At 48.2% G+C, this 22,270-nt stretch carries 20 protein-coding genes; 5 read left to right on the forward strand and 15 right to left on the reverse strand.

The window, feature by feature from the left end; all coding sequences use genetic code 11:
• Nucleotides 1-70: 70 nt before the first annotated feature.
• Nucleotides 71-256: a hypothetical protein gene (locus tag ACYQ15_RS12690; protein WP_459937879.1), complete on the forward strand. Its 186-nt coding sequence runs from the start codon at nt 71-73 to the stop codon at nt 254-256.
• A gap of 2 nt (nt 257-258) precedes the next feature.
• Here ACYQ15_RS12690 and ACYQ15_RS12695 read toward each other — a convergent pair whose 3' ends face one another.
• Nucleotides 259-810: a MucR family transcriptional regulator gene (locus ACYQ15_RS12695; protein WP_459937880.1), complete on the reverse strand. Its 552-nt coding sequence runs from the start codon at nt 808-810 to the stop codon at nt 259-261.
• Between the two features lie 192 nt (nt 811-1,002).
• Here ACYQ15_RS12695 and ACYQ15_RS12700 point away from each other — a divergent pair, with 192 nt between their 5' ends.
• Nucleotides 1,003-1,455: a BRO-N domain-containing protein gene (locus tag ACYQ15_RS12700; protein ID WP_459937881.1), complete on the forward strand. Its 453-nt coding sequence runs from the start codon at nt 1,003-1,005 to the stop codon at nt 1,453-1,455.
• On the opposite strand, the gene ACYQ15_RS12705 is transcribed toward ACYQ15_RS12700, so the two are convergent.
• From ACYQ15_RS12705 to ACYQ15_RS12725, 5 genes are all read right to left on the reverse strand, one after another.
• A complete protein-coding gene (locus tag ACYQ15_RS12705; protein WP_459937882.1) occupies nt 1,449-2,321 on the reverse strand; it encodes a Druantia anti-phage system protein DruA in 873 nt (290 codons plus the stop codon). The genes ACYQ15_RS12700 and ACYQ15_RS12705 overlap by 7 nt on opposite strands.
• A 42-nt stretch (nt 2,322-2,363) precedes the next feature.
• Nucleotides 2,364-3,809, reverse strand: a complete 1,446-nt coding sequence (locus tag ACYQ15_RS12710; protein ID WP_459937883.1) for an IS66 family transposase — start codon at nt 3,807-3,809, stop codon at nt 2,364-2,366.
• 212 nt (nt 3,810-4,021) lie between these two features.
• Nucleotides 4,022-4,201 (reverse strand): hypothetical protein, encoded by a 180-nt coding sequence (locus ACYQ15_RS12715; protein WP_459937884.1) that lies wholly within the window; start codon nt 4,199-4,201, stop codon nt 4,022-4,024.
• A 71-nt stretch (nt 4,202-4,272) separates the two neighbouring features.
• Nucleotides 4,273-4,422: a hypothetical protein gene (locus ACYQ15_RS12720; protein WP_459937885.1), complete on the reverse strand. Its 150-nt coding sequence runs from the start codon at nt 4,420-4,422 to the stop codon at nt 4,273-4,275.
• 313 nt (nt 4,423-4,735) lie between these two features.
• Nucleotides 4,736-5,290 (reverse strand): hypothetical protein, encoded by a 555-nt coding sequence (locus ACYQ15_RS12725; RefSeq protein WP_459937886.1) that lies wholly within the window; start codon nt 5,288-5,290, stop codon nt 4,736-4,738.
• 964 nt (nt 5,291-6,254) lie between these two features.
• Here ACYQ15_RS12725 and ACYQ15_RS12730 point away from each other — a divergent pair.
• Nucleotides 6,255-6,440 (forward strand): BRO-N domain-containing protein, encoded by a 186-nt coding sequence (locus ACYQ15_RS12730; RefSeq protein WP_459937887.1) that lies wholly within the window; start codon nt 6,255-6,257, stop codon nt 6,438-6,440.
• A gap of 1,961 nt (nt 6,441-8,401) precedes the next feature.
• On the opposite strand, the gene ACYQ15_RS12735 is transcribed toward ACYQ15_RS12730, so the two are convergent.
• The 5 genes from ACYQ15_RS12735 to ACYQ15_RS12755 form a co-directional block, all read right to left on the reverse strand.
• Complete coding sequence (locus ACYQ15_RS12735; protein WP_459937888.1) at nt 8,402-8,755, reverse strand: hypothetical protein; 354 nt, start codon at nt 8,753-8,755, stop codon at nt 8,402-8,404.
• Between the two features lie 1,487 nt (nt 8,756-10,242).
• Entirely contained in the window at nt 10,243-11,364 is a 1,122-nt protein-coding gene (locus ACYQ15_RS12740; protein ID WP_459937889.1) for a MerR family transcriptional regulator, read from the reverse strand.
• 294 nt (nt 11,365-11,658) lie between these two features.
• Complete coding sequence (locus ACYQ15_RS12745; RefSeq protein ID WP_459937890.1) at nt 11,659-12,810, reverse strand: site-specific integrase; 1,152 nt, start codon at nt 12,808-12,810, stop codon at nt 11,659-11,661.
• Nucleotides 12,811-13,268: 458 nt separating this feature from the next.
• Nucleotides 13,269-14,180, reverse strand: coding sequence for a DUF4351 domain-containing protein (locus ACYQ15_RS12750; RefSeq protein WP_459937891.1), 912 nt, complete (start codon nt 14,178-14,180; stop codon nt 13,269-13,271).
• Nucleotides 14,181-14,187: 7 nt separating this feature from the next.
• On the reverse strand, nt 14,188-14,925 hold the full coding sequence (locus ACYQ15_RS12755; RefSeq protein ID WP_459937892.1) for an Rpn family recombination-promoting nuclease/putative transposase: 738 nt from the start codon (nt 14,923-14,925) through the stop codon (nt 14,188-14,190).
• A gap of 150 nt (nt 14,926-15,075) precedes the next feature.
• Here ACYQ15_RS12755 and ACYQ15_RS12760 point away from each other — a divergent pair, with 150 nt between their 5' ends.
• A complete protein-coding gene (locus ACYQ15_RS12760; RefSeq protein WP_459937893.1) occupies nt 15,076-16,263 on the forward strand; it encodes an integrase core domain-containing protein in 1,188 nt (395 codons plus the stop codon).
• 1,526 nt (nt 16,264-17,789) lie between these two features.
• Here the strand turns inward: ACYQ15_RS12760 and ACYQ15_RS12765 are convergent.
• The gene (locus tag ACYQ15_RS12765) at nt 17,790-18,806 is read right to left on the reverse strand and encodes an Rpn family recombination-promoting nuclease/putative transposase (protein ID WP_459937894.1); all 1,017 of its coding nucleotides are present in this window, start codon (nt 18,804-18,806) and stop codon (nt 17,790-17,792) included.
• 243 nt (nt 18,807-19,049) lie between these two features.
• On the opposite strand from ACYQ15_RS12765, the gene ACYQ15_RS12770 reads away from it, so the two are divergent.
• On the forward strand, nt 19,050-19,643 hold the full coding sequence (locus ACYQ15_RS12770) for a site-specific integrase (protein ID WP_459937895.1): 594 nt from the start codon (nt 19,050-19,052) through the stop codon (nt 19,641-19,643).
• A gap of 675 nt (nt 19,644-20,318) precedes the next feature.
• Here ACYQ15_RS12770 and ACYQ15_RS12775 read toward each other — a convergent pair.
• The 3 genes from ACYQ15_RS12775 to ACYQ15_RS12785 form a co-directional block, all read right to left on the reverse strand.
• Complete coding sequence (locus ACYQ15_RS12775; RefSeq protein WP_459937896.1) at nt 20,319-20,639, reverse strand: helix-turn-helix domain-containing protein; 321 nt, start codon at nt 20,637-20,639, stop codon at nt 20,319-20,321.
• Entirely contained in the window at nt 20,605-21,006 is a 402-nt protein-coding gene (locus ACYQ15_RS12780; RefSeq protein WP_459937897.1) for a type II toxin-antitoxin system RelE/ParE family toxin, read from the reverse strand. The genes ACYQ15_RS12775 and ACYQ15_RS12780 overlap by 35 nt, the downstream gene beginning before the upstream one ends.
• A 93-nt stretch (nt 21,007-21,099) precedes the next feature.
• Complete coding sequence (locus ACYQ15_RS12785) at nt 21,100-22,029, reverse strand: transposase (protein WP_459937898.1); 930 nt, start codon at nt 22,027-22,029, stop codon at nt 21,100-21,102.
• Between the last annotated feature and the right edge of the window lie 241 nt (nt 22,030-22,270).

The following is a 22,270-nucleotide window of genomic DNA, read 5'->3' on the forward strand; positions in this document are numbered from 1 at the left end:
TAGCCTACGGGATTTACATTAACAATTAAAAAGCCTCTTAAGAAGAGGCTTATCATAGCGAGGAATGCCAATGAAAATGGTAAGCGACTGGCTCAATGCCAATCAAGGTTCTATTGTTCAATATGAAGAAATCATCAGCGAATCAAGAAATATGATGATTTTAAACACCCTGCAGTTTTATTGGTTCTGGGGAGTCCCTGGCCTGATTATTTATTTTACTATGTTTGTGGGACTAGCGTTTGCCATGAAGGCCTAGAATTATGAACCTGCGCCAGAAGAAGCATCATCTTTCTGCTTTTTCTTTTCGGCCATAGATTGCTGCCGCTTCTCGTATACTTCCCCGCCTTTTCTCATCTTGTGCCTTGATCTCTCAAGATAGTCTTTGGACATAAGTTTGTCCCCAGGCTTGTATCCGCAAAGCTGCTTGTATTCATCGACGCTCATGTTGCTATGAGTGTTAATATGCGTCTTTGTCAAGATATCGTAACCTTTTCCGCAAATAGCGCAGTAAATCTTTTCTTCGTCAATACATTTTTTTGGCGGTTTGGCCCAGTTGCCTTTGTACTGAGCTTTCAGATCAGCCATCCTGTCTACTTCTTTGGGGGCAAGTTCTTCAGTTGGAGCAGACGCCGTTAAGGCTGGTGTTTGCTTCACCTCTACGTCATAAATCTCCCGCTCGCCAAGATTCATGGCTTTCTTTTCAATGGCCTTGATGCCCAGTCTTAGTCTCTCAACGATGGTAAGAATCTCATCAGGATCTTTGCCTGGGTATTTTTCCATTACCGTTATCAACAGCTTTTCAACATCCATTTGCTTGTCTCCCGTTTAATGAATTTCGAAGTTTATGAAGTGACCGATATGGGACAAATGTAAGGCTGTCAATGGATTGTAAGAGAGGGGCATTTAGCTGTTTCCGACACATCACACTCATAGGTCCAGATCGAAGCTGAGAACAAGGTCCACAGTTTCTCGAACGACTTGTTCGGAAACTTGACCGTTCTAATGATCAACAACGAGCCCTGGTTCATCGCAAAGGAAGTGACTGACAAGCTTGAGTACCCGAAGGCGTACGATGCCATCAAGAACCTTTGCCCAGATCGTCGGAAGATAACGTATAAGTATTTCAAGAAGTTATTGACTGAGAACGGGTCAAACCCGTCCTTAAAAATCTCTAATTTCAAAACCGGTTGCCTGATTATTTCACGGGCAGACGCGTTTGCTCTTATTGATAAATCGACCAAGCCAGAAGCCAAAGTGATGAAAGAATGGCTGAACCGCCATGTGCTTCCGGCCCTTCATGACCCAGGCCTAGGTCCCCTCAACACATACCCAGCACAACTACGTGGTCCCCCCGCAGCCACCGTCCAAGGAGCAGATAGAGGCAGAACGTTTACAAGGATTGTCCGTAACTGCTCAATAACTCCGGGCAGCGACTGGTTCAGTCAAGGCTACTGAGCATCTTGGCAAAGAATCTGCCGGAACTTTTTTTTGAGCGGATAAACCCAGATGCTTTTTTTCGGGAGCGTAGGTTTGTGTGAGTTTCCAAGTCTGCCGACACCTTTTGTAGTGCCCAGGTAAGTCCAGTTTGCGGCTTTATAGCAGGTTCCGTGGAATCTTGGGGTTTCCACGAAGGTTTCGATGAGTACGGGCGCATATTGATAGCGGTCCATCCAGTCCTGGGCGATCCTTTTTTGTGACATGCTCAAGATGCGTGAGGCCAAGTTTGGGGCGACAACCCAGGGTAATATCAAAAAACGGGCGTTGTTGACGACAAGGTGCAAGTTCTTTTTGCGTTTCTCGTAGTTCCAGCCGATAAATTGATCCCTGGGCGCGGTCTTCCAGACTGCGGACCTGAAGCACAATAACGCTGCAACCTGATCATGCCAGCGGACAAAGTATCTGATTTGATCGCCGGGCATGGGGGCATGCCCGAGATAATGAAATTTCTGGACATATTCATTCCACAGCAGGGATTGTTTTTTGTTCTGGACCGGCTCGATGCGCAGATCGCCGAAGGCATTAGCGGGAATGCACAGGGGAGGATTGAACTCCGGGATTTGCTTCGTGACGTAAAGATGAGCTTTCCCGTTGATGTTCGTATTTCTTGGGGCGGGCAGACGGACCAGGTTGTGGTCCTGCATCCGCAACATGGCGACGCGGCAGGTCATGTCCTTGAGTCGGCCGTCGATGCGTCGCCAGTTCAGGTATTCGCAGACGATCCTGGAGAGTGCCGCACGCGTGGCTTGGGGATTGGCGGCGATGAGCGAACGGATGGCCGTCAGTTCGTCTTGAGAAAACAGGCGTCCACAATAGCGCATCATGGACGCCTTATCAGGCCGGAGCGAAGAAGGCCCTTCTTCGGATCAAGTCGCGAGACGGGGAATGATGTTGAGGCCTGAAAGGCGGTCTCCAAGGTAGTCCCAGAAAGGGATATCATTCTTCCTGCACGTTTTCTTGTGGCTGGTGAAGGTATCCCGGCATTTGCGCCCCAGGTCGCTACGTGTACCTGCGCTGATCTTGCGTACGGTGACGTATTCACGGATGTCGTTTTCACTGCCGGTGTTGTGCAGTGGGATTTCCGGGCGCTGAAGGACCAATAGCAGTTCAGACTTGTTGGACCGTATTTTAGAAAGAGCCAGATTCAGGCTGGCAAAGCAGGTCTGGGTGGAGAATATTTCGTCGAAGCGCTGCTTCAGTTCTTCTGCTCTGTTCTGCTCCGGGTTTTCTTTGTACGCCTTGAGATCGTCATAGAAATCCCAGATCTGGTTGCGCATGGATTCCAGAGCATGGCGCTGTTCATCGGTGAATCCGATGAGCTTCTTGATGTTGCGCTCGGCATGAACCCAGCACAAGGCATGCAGGAGAATATTGAATTGACCGGCATCGTCGCTGACGATCACCAATTCTTTGTTGATGCCATGTTCCAAAACGCTGCCAAGCAGGGCTCCTTCGGTGACGATTTTGACATGACGCGACTTGATGATCTCTGAATCGACCAAAAATTTCTCCCACTCTTCCTTGGTCGAGAAGCATTTCTTCCCGATGTCGGTCAAGGCTTGCAGGATCGTCCTTGGCATCTTTTGGGCCTGCATATAGAGGATGGCTTCCGGGATGAGCATATAATCGGTGTATTTGCCCCGCAGCACGGTCAGGAAATTGATCCGGCTCTTGCTGTCCGTGCTTTCAAAGTAGGCAAACATGTCGTTGCCGATATGCGTACAGTAACCGTTTCGGCCCTGATGCCGGGCACCCGTATCGTCAACGTTTATATAATCGGAAACCTCAAGACCGGCTATGAGAATTTCCTGCTTTTCGGCATGGAAGGCATCATGGCCTTCAGTGAGAATCCGGTTGACCTGCCCGGCTGAAATATCGATCCCGATCTCCAGAAGTTGCTCCAGGATCAACTGTTGTGTGACACGAGCTTGATAGCGCTGATAAAGAATAAACCTGATCAGGTCGATGCCAAAGTGATCTTGTGCAATGCCGTCTGGAATTTTGCCGATGATGCTGTCTCCCGAAGGCGTGACATAGCGAGCCAACTTATAGCAGGTGTTGAATGGGACGAAGATCATGTCCTGAATATAATATTTCTCATACCCCTTGAACCTGCTGCCTTCCGGAATATCCTCGGGATGGATCTCCTTGGTCCGGTGAACGACGAGGTCTTTTTTACGCTTCTGCGATCCTGGACGTTTTACCGGCTTGTCGCCGTCCTGCTCATCGGTGACACTTTTCTTCCCCAACCGCGAGGGCTTGATGTCCGGCTTGGCTTTTTCGCCTTTGAGAATCGCGATTTCGTCCTTCAAAGTCTGAATAACCTCAGCTTGCAAATAAACCCGCTCTTTCAAACAAGTGCAGACCTCAAGCAGAGCGAGAACCAGAGGCGATTTCTCTTCTTCACTCACTTCAGGAATATGAGGTGTCTTTGGCCACAAAAAAATCATGTGGTGACTATGGCATAAAAATAATGCTGTGCCTAGCCCTGCTTAGCAACTAAAAAAAAGTGGCATGCCCGGAGTTATTGAGCAGTTACTAATCGAGGAAAAGTTCCGCCCATTTCATTTCTCCACGCCCTGATCGAGCGAATCACCTTCTCCATAATGGTTGCTTGTTGATAATTATTTGAATAATCAATTTCAAAGTTAAAATTTAAGTAACTACTCAGCTCATCTGGAGTAAAACCGATAATCCAGGTCATGCTTGGCACAAGTTTGTGCTAATAAGTAAACCTCTTTTCCTAGAAAGCTCAGTAGTTACAAAACCGCGTTGTCAACGCAGTTTCCGTATCACGCTGGCCACCACACCCCGGATTTCATAGTCCATCTCTGGCGTATCCACAATCGCCTGGTACTTGTGCAACAACCCCAGGGCGGAAGCCCGGAACAACCTCGACCATGGAAGAACGGCCTCAGGTGTCATGGCCGCCTACCCAAAAATAGGCGGCCAATCGCTCAAATGAAGACAAACGAACATTCACTGGTTTGATAATTATCACAGGTTTCGGTTCAGCGGGGAGATGCTTCCCCTGGACGAACGGCCGACAATTGACGGATACGGCCAAGCTTTCGTAGAAGCAAAGTGGAGCAAGAAAAAGGGAGCAACGCCTTGTTTTGAACTGAGTCGTGAAGCGGCTTCGGATACAGGGTTCTCAAGCTGCCGGAAGACTTGTGCCATTTATTGTTTACGGTTTGGCCGTGCAATCATCATGTTTCGGCACCACATCTGTATTCCGCTACTCGACGCTGAACTCCAATGACGAATGGTGCAGGACAATACGAAGTGTCCCCGCGTCGTCCTTGACATAGCCCCATGTCTTGTCCACCGTGGTGACCATGCCGTTTTTGTCCGTCAAGTGAACCTTGCCCATGGTGATGGCACTGTTTCCGGTGATGAAGATGGCGGCATTGTCAGGTTTGCAATTTGTCCAACCTTTCAGGGCAAAGCCGCTGTCGTTGGGAAACGCTGGATCTCCACCGACGAAATAGGACAACGCTCCAGAGCGCGTCGGGCGAAAAGTCTGCGGGTTGATTGTCAACGTTGGTTTAAACAGTACGACGCCCATCTGATAGCCGTAGGCCTGATCAATGACCTGCTCAGCCAACGCCTTGGCTTCGGAGTGGCCGCTTTTGGCATAGGTGGAACTTATGGCGACCAACGCGTCACACCAACCTTGTTGGGCGCTCAGCACTTCCGTTTCATTGACGGACTGGTTGACGACGACGAAAGCTGAGGCGGGCATACAGGTTGCCACAAGGACAGCAAATGCTATCGCATAGACTATTTTCATTGAGTTCTCCTGTTTGTGCAAAGTCAAGGTTGGCAGCCAGTTTGACAGACACCTGAAACACCAGACCTCCGCCAATTCCTACGAGAGAAGCCGTCCCGTCTGGTATGTTTCCTATGCAATATCAACACGCAAATCAACACAAATGCGATGAGATGTAACTGCTCAAAAACTTGTGGCAATCAACGATTAAATCCAGGGAGCGCCGCACCCCAGTGCGGCAGCGGAGTAACGCACTCAGGAAAAGTTCCGGTTGGAGCGTGGCCCCAGTAGCTGAATCACGAAACTCCATCCCGGAGACACTCCTTCACGGCTAACCTCACCGCCCGACCTTTTTGAGCAGTTACGATTGTCCATGATAACCAAATTAAATTATTGGAAAGGAAGTTCTAAATGTGCTTGGGTACAAAAGGAACAGCAAACGCTCTGTCTACTTTTTGCAAGAATAGATTTTTCCTTACAATCAAATTCTTATATGGCACCATCGTTAAGTCAACGATGATTAAAAATAGTCATGGCGGGGTTTCATTAATCACAACGACTATCTTTTCTCGCTCCTTAACACTGTGCTCTTCCGAATGCTGAAGGTTTTTTTTGGTCATGGGGTTCGACCGTGGTGCTGCCTTCCATCCAAGACGATGGTCATTACCTGAACACTCAGACCGCCCAAAAAATCATCATCTCGGAGCAGACTCAGATTCGGATACAAGTACAAATCGGAACATGAGTTCAAGCAGTAGATCGAGGCCGAACACAAGGTCCAGAACTTCCGTCATGTATAGTTCGGAGACCTCACTACTTTCCTGATCGACGGCGAGATCAAGTTCGTCGGAATCGAGGTGGCTCGCAAGTTGCGAACCGAATACAAAGACCCCACAAATGCAATTATCAACCATTGCCAGACTCGTGTTTTGTACGAGCCTAAAGATTTAAAGAGGTTATTTGGAAAGGCCGGTGAAACGCCGGGGTGGAAATCACCAATTCCGGGTTGAATCTTATCACGCGTTCAGACCTTTTCAGGCTTGTCAAGAACTCCACAATGCCCATGGCCAATTTGTTCTGGGACTGGATCATCGAGCACGTTCTTCCATCGATCCATGACACCGGCACCTACACCAGGGTCACCCATCCCAACACTCAAGCCCAGGCCTAAAACGAAATTCGATTCTTCACACCACCCCCAGAAACAGCCGCCATCATTACCGAGATGTCCAAGATGATCACGGGTAAGCTCCAGGTCATGGTCGCGAACAAGGTCCACAGTTTCTCGAATCACCTGTTCGGAAGCATGACCGTAACTAGAGAGAATTATGTGATTATTTGATTGCTCCTAAATGGAGACATCAAAAAAAAACTTTTACTCAATTTCCGGGGCGGGTGCATTATCATCCCTATGACTGATGTTTTCGCTTTAATCAGTGGGTCACATAAACCAGAACCAGTTTTTCGAACCTAGTTGAATGAGTACGTGCTCCCCTCCCTACAGTACACCGGCACCTACACTATGGTTACCAACCCAAACCCTCAACCATCCAAAGCCCTTTCCCAATCATCAGAGGCAGCCCTGATCCTTCAGGAGATGACCAAAGTGATCATGGGTATCATCCTGACTGTGGCCGACCAAACTCCACGACCTGTTCGGAAACCTGACCGTTCTGATGATCAACAACGAACCGTGGTTCATCGCCAAGGAAGTGACCGACAGGCTTGAGTACCCGGATGCGTATGATGCTGTTAGGCATCTTTGCCTTGATCGGCACACGTTAAGCCATCGTTTTTTATAGGGATTGATATCTAAAACCGTACCGCATACGGTTCTAGATATTTCTAAATTTAAAAAAGGTTGCCTGATTATTTCTCGGCTGACGTGTTTGCACTTATTGAAAGGTCCACAAAACCCGAGGCCAAGGTGATGAAGGAATGGCTGAACCGCCATGTACTTCCGACCCTGCAGGACACCGGCACCTACACCATGGCCACCCACCCGAACACTCAGGGGCTACTCAAGATTCCAGAATTTCACGCTGAATGTGATAATCCGTCACATTCAAATCCACTCTGAAATTTTTGAGTACGATCCCAAGTCGGAAGCCATCATCCGATTCTGCCCCAACCGTGTAGTGCTAAAACCCAATATTTAAAGAAGTTACTTGGTAGGGGTGCTCACCGAGCACTGGGCATTTCCGAGAATGCGTCCGTTACTTTGATCTCTCGGAAAGACGTATTTAACCTGCTCCGGCACACCAAGATGGAAATGGCCGACATTTTTTGGAACTGAATTGCCACTTATCCTGTTCTCAGCGGGTCATCATGCAGCTGATCCGGTTCAACCTGGCCGCCATGTCTCGGTTGCTTGAAACCCACATGGACCGGTTGGATAGGATCGGGGAGCATTATTCAGCATCAGGAATATACGCCTGGGTTCAAGGTTCTCTAGTTTTTGCAATAAAGTTGCATTAAGTCATAGAATTCAGAGCATTTATATGGTAATAGAGCCGCATCGGCTCTATTAAAAACCAGTCCGGCAGACGGAACCCTGATCACCAGGTAAGACATTTTCAATCTGTCCAAAGAACCGGTACCACTTCATTTTTTCGGTTGGTGAAGAACTCGGAAATGACGAAGTCAAACGTTTTTGGGACTGGATCATCCCGTCCAAGTTGGCAGGACGTGGTTTCTATTCTCACATTGCTCTGTTTCTCACGGGGCAAGGTTGTCCCGGATGCATAAGCGCAAGCCGCCCTCATCCTCAAGGGGCTAGAAATTTTCTACCCCCTTTGTATCTTGCGAATTTATCGAACCCAAGTTTGGGCACGCCCATTAGCATCATTCAAGGTGTAACTTGAAGTGACACATTGATCCTTCTGATTTGAATTGATGCTTTTCTGCAATTTTTCAATGCGTCGTCGGTGAATTCTATCCCGAGCATTCTGATCATGTCCGCGACCATGAAGAAAAATGTCTGACTCGTCATTCATAACCTGAAGCTCCCCCAAGCTCCGGATTGTACAACAAGATATCGAAGAACAGGTCATCTGGGATCATCAATGTGTCTCTGAGCAGACCACGACCATCTTTGAGTGGGTGCAACCGTTGCAGGCACTCCATATCAACTCAATTTTCCACATACTTTTCTCCACTGCCTTGGCAGTAACTTGCCTTGCCCGCCCCCAGGCAAAAAAAGCGAACCCGGCCCTGTATGATCAGGTCAAAGAATGGGTAATCCTGGAGCATTTTTGATTCCTGCATCAGACCTCCTGCTTTCGCAGTAGGGGGCGATTTTAAATCGCCCCATGTGTATATACTCGCAATATTAGCATTTTCAAGAAATGAGCACGCAGCGCGCATACGCCCAAGAGCATCCTTTAGGGGGTAAAAAGTTTTTACCCCCTCGGTATCTAGCCCATTTTCCTCGTACTTTTTGAGCAGGAGGTTCAAGGACACTTTTGGCTTCTGCATACCGAGCATACGACCCGTGTCCTTTAGGCAGAAGAAAATGTCCGAATCTTTCTTCAGAACCCTGAGATTTCCAAACAGCAGTCACCGTTTCCACTGCTCCTAAGGACCTGGCTCGCCAGCCCCTCAAGCGAGTGTCGAACCCGATTCGTTTCCGACATCTGCATTACCAGGCCAAAGAAGATACCATCCCGGATAATATTCGACTTCCGCATGACACTCTCCGGTTATCCAGCAAGGGGCGATACAGAATCGCCCCTTCTATATGTGCCAGATTTATAAAGTCCTTTCGGGCACGACCGAATTTTGCTGTCTTGTCCAGAGATCGGCTTCTTTCAGGTTTGCCTATCTGAATACAGGACGCATCTGTGCACAAAAAAATGAAGACCAGCCTCCAGCCTCTCAACCATGGCCGGAAGAGAAATCCGCCTATAAAAGCCATGCCGTGGAAATCGGCGGAGAAGTACTTAAAAATAAGAGGGTTGTGTATGGGGTAGATTTAATCTACCCCATCCCGGATGCGCTTGTGCGGTTGCCAGATGCCCTTTGAAATATCATTCTCTGCGCTCACGCAAGGGTATCCATCAGGTGGGTATCCTTTGCAGCAGCGAAAACTATAGAATATTTCAAAGGGGGAGGGAGGAAATGGGTTGCCGTAGCTGCGTCCTCCCTAGCCCTGGAATCGACTCGGCAATTACCACGTTGTCACGGAGTTCCTCGATTCTGAAACGGAAGAAGTCCGACTAAAAAAAAGCAGCGCCGAACAAATTTTCAAAGTATTATACAAAAAAAATCAAACTGTTACGGATTGGGTAGATTTAATCTACCCAATCCTGGATGCGCTTGGCCGGTTCAGGAGGTACCGATTGGTGCAATCGTTGCATCCAATCTCAGAAGCCCATGGATGGTTGCATGACGCCATGGTGTCCAGGGAGCAGTGCTATCGGATCCCCTAAAAAATAACGATCGGATTTTAAATCAGAGCGTAAGCAGCATGGTTATGCTTGGCGAGAGACCGAAAAAATCCAGCCTCTTTAAGAATGCTCCTTGGTTTGATGACGGTAGGTGAAGTGGCGGGGCAGGAGCATTAATAGCGAACGCCTGCCAACCACAACCTGAAAGGATGTTGCTATGCCATCCTTTAGTACCGGTCTGGGACGATTGGAATACTTGCCGTTGCTTTATTTATGCTGCACGGCTTCGTTCCGAGCAGTTGTCCGAACACAGATCAACAATAATTTCGGAGGATATCGATAGCTGTCCGGGTATCCGGCACTTTTCGGAGGTATCAGGCAATACCGGTTGCCTCTCAGGGCCACGGGTTGGGTGCCTATACATTAAAAAACAGCCGGATACCCGGACAGCCTATCCTATCCATCTGTTGTTTTTACCAAATGCCTGATCGGAGTACTACCGCTCAACAACAATGTTCCTCAGCGGCCATTAGTCGGCTTTCCATTTTCAGGTCGGCTCCCCAGTATCCATTTCAAACCTCAAGTTCAGCTGCTGTCCTGAACAAAACTGCGCAAGGTTCCTCGATTCCAGCCCTTCCTGGCAGTCAATGTCGGCACACCGGCACTGTCGAGAATCCTGACCATGTCGGCAAAGGTCAGTTCGGGGTGCTTGGCCTGCATGGCCTGTATCCAGACCGTTATGGCCTCTTTTTCGGGCTTGCCCTCGTGAATTGATTTTTTCACAAGGTCCAGGTCAGGGCTATCGGAATAGTCCTTTGGGTCTTTGAAGGTTCTGATCCTTTTGCGCTTTGGAACGGCATCCCTGGCATTATGCTCCGCATTGCCGGCATTATCGGCGTCGTCAAAATCAACATGCTCCATCTTGACCTGGATCTTTTCAAGGTCCAGTTCTGTTCCCATAAAGTGTTCGCCTCCCGCGCCGAGGTCTGACTCCAGCTTCTTGATTCTGGCCTGAAGCTCGATTGCAACCTTATAGTACTGCGTCAGCGCGGAGTTGATTTGCGGGATGATCCCGGAGATTTGGGAGAGGAGTCGGGATTCGAGGTGTGCGAGGGATTGGCCTATCTCGTCGCGTAGTCTGTTCTCAAAATTTTCCAAGTCTTGACTCTCTAATTTATTCCCGCCTTTCGGATTCTCAGCTACAGTAGGTTGGCAAGGTCTGGCCTTATTTTCTGTCTCCTCCATTCCTACGGTTGGAGTGTCTGTGCCTGAAAGAAGGAAAGAAGGAGAGAAAGAAGGAAAGCCAGAAGGAAGGACATCAAGAAGGACAGAAGGAAAGACAGAAAGATCGAAGGAAGGCAAGAAAGAAAGACCGAAAGAACGAGAGAAAGAAGGAAGGAAAGAAGGACCGACAGAAGGAAAGACGGAAGGAGAGAAAGAAGGAGCATCTCTTGTGTAGTGCTCCGGATGCTGCCTGCGCCAATCGTCTAGGAGGCTATAGACATCTTCATTGGCGACGCCATCGGATTTCAACTCAAGAATTTTGTTAAAAATTTCAATGTTGATCGGCAAATATCGTGTCTGTCTGCCTTGGTCTTGAACGACCAAGAATTCCTTGAAAACGTCTTTATAGTTGTAGAGCGTCTTGTAATTGACGCCCAATTTCTGGGCAATATCAGTGAGCGTATACAACTGCTTCTCGTTCATATCATCATCCTCCTTGTTAACGGACCCACTTACAACCGGCCCGCCACCAATTTGTTAACAAATAAGGGTGATGCCGGCTGGTATCGTAGATATTCACCTTCATCACCCTCTGCTCGACCCACCAAACTTGGGCACATACTTTCACTGCAAAACCATAACATAGCGGAATTTAATAATATTTATTCTGCCTCCTCAGTAGCACGATCTCCACCCACCATATACCCACCAGCGTAGGGTGGGTATTAACAAACGAAAGTGAATTATCTCGTATAGTTCACCCCAAATTTTCACCCATCATATACCCACCAGCGTGTCCATAATCTTCGTTGCTTCGGACAATGTGCCGTGTGTCAGATGTGCATACCTTTGCGTTGTTGATATCTGCGAATGCCCCAGTAGCTTCTGCACTTCGTAGAGGGATCTGCCGCTGTTCACCAGAAAAGAAGCGTAGCTGTGCCGGAGATCGTGCAGGCGAACGTCGGGGATTGCGGCTGCCTTTCTGATCCGGTTCCAAGTGGAGAAGAAGTACTGCAAGGGCTTGCCGGTTTTGGGGTTCGGGAAAACATACTTGGAGCCGTTGTTTTGCCTCCGTGTCAGCACTTCGACCGCTCTGTTGGACAAGGGAATGGTTTTGGGCCTTTTGGTTTTGTTCCGTGATGCGGGAAGCGTCCATGTGGCTTTTTCCAGGTTCAGCTCCTTCCACTCCAGTTCGACAACTTCGGATTTTCTGGCCCCGGTAACCATCAGTAACTCAACAATATCCGGCACAACATCGCTGTTGCATTCCTTGAGCGCGGTCAGCAGGCGCTGCATCTCCTCGACGGAAAGGTACCGCTCCTTTTGGTTGTTCTCCGCCAACTTTGGGATGTGCCGGGCCGGTGACTTGTCGATAATCTCCCAGCGTTCGGCCAGGCTGAAAATGTATTTCACGATGGCCATGTTGCGATTTACCGAACCCGGTTTCAGGCCTCCAGCGGAAAGCTTGTTCTGTAGGTCCACCAGGTCATGCTTGCTGATGTCGCTGAGCTTCTTCTGGCCCCACAGCTTCATCATGCGTTGCTCGATGGCAGTCTGATCGTACTCCCAGGTCCGCTTGTAGGTTTTGATGTACGGAATGTAATTATTCTTCACGAAGTCACGGAATGTCGGGATCGCCTTCAGCTTTGTCTGGGCCTGGTGCGGATCAAATCCGATCACTGACTGGCTTTTCATTGTCTTTGCGATATTGCGAGCATCTTCAACCCCGATTGTTTGCGGTGTGCCGATTTTGATCTGTTTCAGATTTCCGGAATTGTCTCTGTACCTCAGGTAGAATGTGGACGTGCCGGTACTGCGCACTTCCAGCAGAAAGCCCTGAAGTTGAGTGTCAAAGTAATCGATCTTGGCTTTGTTTTCTGGCAAAGGTGGATCAGCAACAAACGCCGGACGCAAGTGTACCTTGGGCATGAGATATACCTCCTGAAAAAGTTAAAGCCGCCCTGGATGGTTTCCAGAACGGCTTGGTGATGGTTTCCTTGGGATGCTAGAGAGGTCCCTTTGGAGCTTATAACAACTTCAGGCAGGTATTTTTGAAAAAGAGAAGAGAAGTGAGGCAGATTGGTGATCGAAAGTGGCCGCAATCAGTCACATGCAGGCAGAGGGCTCGAGGATCGATTTTACGGCAACTTATACCCTTTGGTACGCCAAGGCCGTGCCGGGAGATGCCTGGATGCCGTAAAAGGCAAATCTGAGGAACGTATTTACGAGGAAAAGCAGTATTTGTTTGCAACAATATTCGAGGGCTTCCCCTTGGATTGAAGCCCAGCTCACAAATGAAGACGATGGGCGTTCTCAGTTAATCGCGTAAAAAGAAAGGGAAGCCTTGGCGACTCCCCTTCCACAAATTCTATGTTTGTCCATACGGCTCAGTTGTCCCTGAACACCTCGTCGATGCTTTTTGCGTCCAGAAGTTTCTCGGCCCAAAGGTCGAGCTGTTCCGGCGTGGCTTTGTGGAGTCGATCCTGGAATTGGCTATCGAGGGTGTTTTGGCCGAAACGTTTGGTGAGTTGGCGTTGAATAACGGCTTGGCGGCCCAAGACTTCGCCTTCGTCACGGCCTTCATCACGACCAAGATTTTTGATGTATTGTGCGAGCATGGCTGTCTCCTTGTGTTCGATGATGTCGTCGTAAAGGGCTTTTTGCTCTTCCGGCTGAACATCGGCGTAAACGTCGATGAAATCGACATATTTTTCAAAATGTGCCCGTGATGCCAGTTGGTAGAGGCCCAGGTAGGCGTGGCGCAAAACTTCAAGGCGTTCGGATTGTGGATATTGCATCTTTGGCATGAGGATTTTGGCCACCGGGTTGTTCACATTGTAGTAGTCCTTGGCCTGGAGGGCAAACAGTTTCAGGTGCACGTATTCGAAGTGGAGAAAGGTAGCTGTGCCGAGACGGCTTTCCAGCTTGCGGGGTACGTCCTTGCGCCAGGCCTTGCGGTCCGTGAAAAGGACAGTAGGAATGACCACTGCGTCAGGATGGGCTTCCATCAGGTCCGTGGCGTAGCGCAGCAGCTTGTAGATGGAAAATTTGCCCTTGTCCTCCTGGAACTCCACCAGCCAGAGCAGCAAGGACCCACGAGCAAATCGGAACAGGATCGGCATGTCCAGGGCCAAGCCGGGATCAGCCAGATGATGCTTGCGCGGCTCCTGACGGACAAAGATTATCTCCCGCAGCTCGCCGTACAGTTCAAGAGCCTGCGGGTAGAACAATTCCAGGGACTCGCGGGGAAAGTCCAGGAAGACGTTTTTGAAATTATGGTCGTGGGATTCTTGAGGCATGGTCGAATCAAGGTTTCTTTAAAAATATCATTCCAAAAAAATCATCGAAAGAATCACTAGCTCCCATTGAGTATAGTGTGAATATGGAGAGGCATCTACACCATTCTCTACTGGTTGCATCGCTTTCCAATTGCTCCAATATTTTGAGAGACTCCGTAAATGGTGAAAGTAACTTTTTAAAATCCCTAAAATATATATGGGTTAAGCTCTGTTCAAAAAGATTAAGGTACTTTTTGCCAATCATGTCGATTTCATTTTCAGGTGAAAAATCTTCAAATGCTAGCTTAAAATCTGGCACATAAGCATCGAAATCTGAGTCTTGTGTAGCGATAATTTCATTTAGTCGAGTTGTTGGACCTTTAAATTTGTTGTTGCTCACCACCACAGGGATGATCAGCGGTAGGGTTTTGGCCTGCGGCCTCTGTCTGAGATACAGTTCCCAGACTTCGATGATATACCGGAGCAGCTGGAGAACCACGAACCGGTCCGGATAGCTTTTGTGCTCAAAGAGGAAATACACGAATCCGGGCAAGCCGTTGCTCAGCATGACCTGATAGAGCAGGTCGGAATAATGCTCGGCCTGTTTCGCGTCCACGAAGCTGTCCTTGGTGATGGACAGCGTGTCCAACCTGACATGCTTTAAAAACTTGGCCGGAAGGTAATTCGCCAGGAAGTCGGCGGCGACCTCCTTGTGGCTCATGGTTTCCCGGAAGAAGGTGTCGTGCTTTTTGTTGATCTCGCTCATAAATGCCGATAGTAGGCCAGCCTTTTGAGCAAAGCAAGATGGTCTTCAAAATCAACTTGACCTTCCGGAGCATCTGTGGAGTCTCTTGTCTGGGTAGTGGTATTTCTGTGCGGCTATTCTGCTGGCTTGTGCCATTCTCGGCGGTATCGGATGGACGTGGCTGCGCGTGTTCGGTTGAAATATGAGAAGTATGCCATGCGGATTGCTCTGGCTGGCTTCACGAACCGTCTATTTTCGAACCAGAACGCCAAGAAAACCAAGCCGCCGTGGAACGTGAAGCTGTCGAAAATACGTCCCGCGCTCTCTGGTTTTCAGAAACTGATCCTTGCCTTCCTGCACAGAATATCATCTCGTTTGACGCAGTTCATCCAGATCAGGCCCAATACCTTGGTCAGTTGGTGGAAAAAACGCCAAGCTTTGATCTGGGCACGAAAGTCGGCAAAGCCAATCGCCAAGCGTGGCAGGCCAGAAGTGCCGGAAGATATCAAGAACCTGGTGCTTTGCCTCAAGAAGGAAGACCCTGGCTATTCTCCACGCAGAATAGCAAACATAATCAAAAGCCAATTGAATAAGTCGATCCACTCAAATACAGTCAGGAAAATCCTGAAAAAAGCAGGTTACAAGTCGAACCCGCCAGGGAAGCCGACTAAGCGCCAGCAAGACCCAGGCTGGGAAACCTTCCTGCATTGTCATTTTACGTGCGGCATGGATTTCAAGCAGGTGTTCAATATCTGCTGTAAGCCGATGTATATTTTGAACATCATCAACCATGGAACGCGTGAGTTGATCTGGATGGCTGCAACCTACCATCCAACGGCGGAATGGGTTGCTCAGCAGCTACGGGAAGCCTTTCCGTTCGACACGGCCCCGAAATTCATGGTTGTTGACCGGGACAGCATTTTCGTGCCTGTGGTCAACCAAACCCTTCCAAACATGGGTGTCAAGGTTCTGCGCATCGACTACAAATGTCCGTGGCAGAACGGGATCGTGGAGCGTTTCAACCGAACGCTTCAAGAAGAGTTGCTGGACTACATTATCCCGCTGGGTGAGACGCATCTCAACCGGCTGCTGAACGATTTCAAGGTGTTCTACAATACGGCTCGGCCTCATATGGCCAAGGCTGGCTTCCCTCCGGTGAAGTCACGTGCTCAAGAGAAATGCCCAAGCAAGATTCTGTCGAAAGACTTTGCGGGCCGCAAGCTGGTTTCGTATTCCTGGCTGAACGGCCTGCATCACAGCTACGCCTGGGCATATGGCAAAAGCCTGAAATTGTTCGAAGCCATCGGATCGGCGCACGGCAGCCGAGGGATTGTTGCGTCAAATGTATGGGTTGGATAGCTTGGGTGGTGGTATTTGAGCTGCTCGCGTTCCTGGATCGTGAAAAATCTATGACCGAGCAGGGAGAGTGAGCGCGATATTCTGGCTTTGGGTTGCATGATTTTTAGAAAATTATGTGACTTGGCCACTGGAAAAGGGGCGGCGTTTTATTGGGCATTACAGTTGATCCTGTGTGACAGGTGCTTGAATTTATATAATTGTGACTTTCCATTTTCTGATAATTATTTTCTATAAATCCTTGCATTGGATGCAATCTTAAGCTATAAGATTAAAAAATACTTACAAATATGATAGCACTGTTCATAGAAAACACTCCACCGCTATGTGATAAAACAACTTCACATATATGGTATTTATGTAATATAATGTGTGACTTCAATTTGATTTTACGTCATCTGTCCCATAATCTTCCCCATTGATAATTGTTAAATAAATATTTTATCTTAATTGTCCGAGCGTTAACAAAAAAAATCTAGAGTTCGTTTTGCAAATGCTGTTTTTTAGGTCAAACAACGCATCACATGCTTCGCTGACATGAAATGGAACGACTAGAACCAACATCCATCACCATCATTTTTATTTGCTTTTCTTTCAGTTTTGTCTATGTTGATTACATGTTAGTCATCGTTGCCTTTGGTTAACATTATTATAAATTTTGTTACCCATTAAGATTTAGGTATTAACCGCTTTTCAATACGTTTATCGTACCATATTTTTAGGTATTTGTCAATATAGTTCAAAAACTTTTTTTTAACATCAATCAAACCAGGATCATTAGCTGTCGCTTCGATGATTTCCCCACTTCTGCTCGATTATCTTTTGACGATTTCCGCCAGTTTCGTGGTCACCTTCCAGAGCAATTGATTTCACACATTCATTCCCTGGCTCCCTGCTTTGTTTGTGACCTCATTATCCGTTCTCGAGTGAAGTCAGAGCATAGACGGCAAGACACCAGGCCAGGATGGAATGATCATCTGGCGATATTTGCCACCAAAAATCATTGCCGGATATTACGGCGTTGACGAGCTTGCAGGTGGCTTGCCTGTCCTCTGACTGCACCAGGCAGCACCGGACTGCCGTAAAGGGCAAATTGAGGGAGGTCTATTGTGGGTCTGCGTATCTGTGGGTAAACGGAAAATCTGATGTAGAAAAAAGAGGATTACGGGCTTTAAGTGATGGCGATTCGTGTAATCAGGATGCGCCGATGAATTGTTGCGACCAAGATCGGCAGGCATATCTTGGATACCGTTTTTGGGCTGTATCGTAACCCTGGATCAGGAATATTGTGATCGAGCAGAGAAAATGAGCGCGATCTATAGCACAGGATGGCAGTATTTTTATGAAATGACGGGACTTGATCGAGTGCTGGAAAGGTACTGCTTTATTGGATATTACAGCGGGAAGGGCAGATAGTTGAAGGAGAGGCTTTTTGAGAATGAAGTACTTTGTCCACTTTACGCGGACAGTACTCAAGTGTGAAGGAAAAGGGCTTCGCCGGAATGGGAAGCCCTTTTGGTGATGCGGAGTTAGTGGGAGGTCTGTTTGGTGGCCTTGTCTACCAGGGCCTCGAAAGCTTCCAAGGATTCGGCCCTAGCAAGGCTGTGAGAAAGTGAATTAAGCACGTCGATGTCCTTAATGGCGTGAATCTTCTGGGAGAAGCCCACAGGAACGTACTCAAACTTGGATGATGCAAAGTTAAGGAGAGCGGTGCGGATGCCTTTCAGTTCGCCTTCCTCGCGTCCCTTCTTCAAGGAAATCTCTCTCTCTTCAGCCCTGATTTTTTTGGTAACGGTTTGCACAATTTCCTCCTTTTGCTCGAAATTCGTAATAACCTCGATGATATCTTTCATGTCTACGTGCGTTGCGGGCGACATGAGATACATGCTCACCAAGATCGTGAACAGTTTCCGCTTTTCGGGGTCTTCGATCTTGGCCAGCGGGGAGTAGATGTCGCCAAGATGCTCTTTTAATTCCAGGGAATGGAAGAACTTCATGGCCAGCTGAACCACGTTCAGCAAAGTCTGCTCTTTCAGTTGCTCCTTATCCAGATCGTTCAAATCGTGGATCAGGTGGCGGAAGCTGGGAATGAACTGCCGGAAGTAGTCCGAAGGGCAGTCGAACAAGTCGGCAAAGTCTGGGCTGTAGTACCATTTTCGTTCGCCGTGGGTAAAAACCATCGAAATGATGATTGGCAAGTATTGCGGAGTTTCTTCGGCCTTGAGGGTTTCCAGCCACTTGCGCAGCTTGTATTTCAGTATCTGGAGCCGAGCGAACTTCTCTGGGCGGCTTTTATGTTCGATCAGGATGTAGATTTCCGCCTCACGGTCTGGCCTGTCCTTCAGTTGGAGCTTGAGGACGATATCTGTAAAAGCCCGCTTCATCTCGTCGGTATAGGACTCTGATCTGATCTCCAGGGTGTCCAGATCCAGGAATTGGGTGATCTCCTGGGGTACGTGCTTGGCTATCAATTCCCGTGTAACCTCTTCGTTGGAGAGCATCTCCACGACGAACATATCGTGAGGCTGGTTGGTGATGTCTTGCATGTGGAGACAATAAGGCTTCCCGGCCATATGAGCAAGACATGGTCAAGGCCGGGGAGGGGAGCGGTTGGATCGGCTGAGCTGTAATGCCAACTTTTAGCCCAAAGTTGGCATTACGACTTTCTGTTGAAAAATAATTCAATATTTCAGTATTTTATCACAGCACCTTGCCGGCGACATCTTCACTATGGAAGGTAATTGCCATTTTTATTGAATTTAAACCATAATACTTGATATAATCCTTCCATGCCCAATACCAACCACCCCAAGAAGGGATCATCAACGAAGGTCGAACCCATCCGGCGTCTGGAAGACATCAAGGCCATCAAGAAACTCCTGGCCGACAAGCCCAGAGACCTGCTGCTATTCACCATGGGCATCAACAACGGTCTTCGGATCGGTGATCTGCTTCAGTTGCGGGTAAAGGACGTTCAGCATTTACAACCCGGCGAAGTTGTCAGCGTGAAAGAGCAGAAAACCGGCAAGACAAATGTGCTGCTGATCAACAAGACAACGCACAAGGTTTTGCAGGAGTACCTCCAAACCGTGCAGCCAGAGCCGGAAGCTTTTCTGTTCCAGAGTCACAAGGCAAAGGGTAAGCCCCTGACCGTGAGCGCCGCCAACCGGCTTATCAAAGGCTGGTGTGCACTGATCAATCTGCGTGGCAACTACGGTACGCACACCTTGCGTAAAACGTTCGGCTACGTTCAGCGTGTTCATTACGGAATCGGATTCGAACTGCTTTGCAAGAGGTTCAATCATTCCAGTCCGGCTGTGACCATGCACTACCTGGGCATCGAGGACAAAGAAATAAACGGAATTTTGATGAACGATATTTAATTTGCCCTTGATGTTTGCTTGTTAAGGAAATATCGAGGCCCATATTTGCGTTTTAAGTGCACCAAATTCAGCTTGATAGAGTACCTTATGCCGGAAATTGCTGTAGGCCTGGGTTTGTGATAAATTTGTGATAATGCAGGGTAAATGAACGCGATATACTGGGATTGATTGAAGCTATGCATCCTGGGCATTTGAAAAGGTGTTCCGTTAAGGACATTACAGGACCTATTGATCTGCGTGTCTGTGGATATACGGAAATTCTGATTAAAACGACTCAGAGTGCATACTTAAAATGATAGTAATTCCCCTTCTCAGGTTATCACCAAAAAGAAAGGGAAGCTCGATGGCTTCCCCTTCACTGTGTTCAGTATTTTCGGTCGGTCTCTGTCGTATTTCAATAGAACCAATAGTCAGTCAAATATCCTTGGGAAATCTACATTTATTTTTGAGATTCAGAAGAGGAAGACATGTGCTTGCTGCGAATGATATCTTCATAAGGAAACCCTATCTTGACTGCAAAGTAAGCAATCGCGAATCGATGATATTCTATGATCACGTAGGAGAAATGAGCGCGATCTACTGGACGTCAATATTATGATTTTATAAAATTGTGCAGATTAGTCGCTGGAAAAGATGTGACGTTTTATTGGACATTACAACTTCCGCCAAGCAGTACTAGAGCAAAGCGCTCAAGCCCTTTTGCTCTACGAGGTTCAACAATTTAAGAGAAGGGCCACTGGGGTTTTTATCGCCAACCTCCCATTTTTGGACAATGGAAAGGCTGGTGTTGAGCACTGCAGCAAAGACGGCCTGGCTTACATGTTCTCTTTCGCGGACCTCTTTGATTTTTTGCGGCGACATTTTCGCAACGTGCAAATTGCACAAGGCGTCGAATTCGCGCATGCGGCGTTTATCGATCAAGCCGATTTCATTCAAGTCGCTCGCCATCTCATGAACTTCTTCAAGAATTCTGCTTTTCTGCTTTGTTGTCTTCATAAACAACCTCGGATAACTTCCTTTGTTTGACAGCCAATTGCAATTGCTGGGCAGTTAAAGATAAATACTCGCTAGCCAATTCCTGAAGAGCTTTGAGTTCAGACTTGTTGAGATTGGAACGATCGCTCTTTTCAAAACCATATAAGAATATCCAGCGATTTTCATGATTTGTGGCAACAATAGTTCTCGTGCTGCCCCGTTTTCCCCGTCCAGGTAGAGCGATACGTTTCTTTACTAAATTTCCGCCCAAACTTGCTTCAAGCAAACCCCGCGATATCTCTGATACTGCTTGACAAAGCATCGAATCTGTCAGGTCCGCATTGCGCATCCAACGGGAAAATGTTCGCGTCCTGAATATCGTGCCCACAGAAAAAATATATCACCAGGTGAAATATTTTGTCAAATTTACGTACTCATTACTTTCCTACAAAACCTTTCAACTAACTAAAAACAAAAAACATTAGCTAATAACAGCGTTAGCCAATCGTTTCATCGAAAACACTCCCTCCACTCCCCCAACCGGCGTAAACCTGCGCTCATCCTTGGAATCCAGCAGGTGCTTCACCCCGTCGAACACCTCGGACACGAACTCTTTTGAGCCGATGATGCCGGAGTCGGTAAAATATCGGCAACGATGGCGGAAAACGTCGGTGCGGCTGAGTCTGTAGCCTTTCTTGCGCTCGCGTTTGACCAGTTCAGGATCAAGGCGCTTGCCTTTGCCTGCGTCCATGGCCCCGGTTTCGTAAACGAACTGCCTGTATTTCCGAATAATCTCGCTGAGATTGAACTCATTCCACTCGTGCATGCCAAGGTTCAGATCAATTAGGCCGTCTTTGTTGCCGCGCTGCACCAGATAGCCCAGGGTGCTCCAACGGTAGTCCTCGGGCTTGTCCACGATTCCGGCGCGGATCGGGTTCAGGTCCACGTAGGCAAGCAGGTTCACCAGTGTTTCACCTTCCTGGACGATCACGCTCTTGAAGCGTTCTCCCCAAAACGTGCCCCGCCGTTTCTTGCGTTTGTTGTAATACTTGGAAAAGCCTTGCTTGATGTCCTTCACGAAAGCGCCAAGATTAGTGAGACGGTCTCGGAATTCATCGACCTGGCAGGGAATGATGGTGGCGTTATCGCCATAGAGCAGCTTGTAGCGTTTGGCGATATCTTCGTTGGAGAGCCAATCTGAAGGATTCATTCGGACAACCAGATGAAAGTGGTTGCCCATGAGGCAAAAGCCAAGCAGATCAACAAAGTAGACCTTGCACAGCTTGGCGACAGTGGCCATCAGGCGGTCTTTCTCGACGTCCTGCAAGGGAAAGCCGTCCAGGGCAGTACGAGACATAATGTGATAGACGGTCGGCTGATCATAGCGGACGAAGCGAGGGATTCGGCCCATCAGAGGCTCCTTGGTCGGGGTGATTGAGGGGTGAAGTGATGATTAGCGGGGGAGGCAGCGCGAGTCAACAAAATAAACCTGGCACCACTCATGACTTTTGGTCACTGGTAAGTGTGCGGCGTTTTATTGGACATTACAGGCGACCTCCTTGTGGCTCATGGTTTCCCGGAAGAAGGTGTCGTGCTTTTTGTTGATCTCGCTCATGGGAGGCAACGTAGTGGATCAAAAGAGCCGATGCAAG

The organism is Desulfonatronum parangueonense (assembly GCF_054656975.1).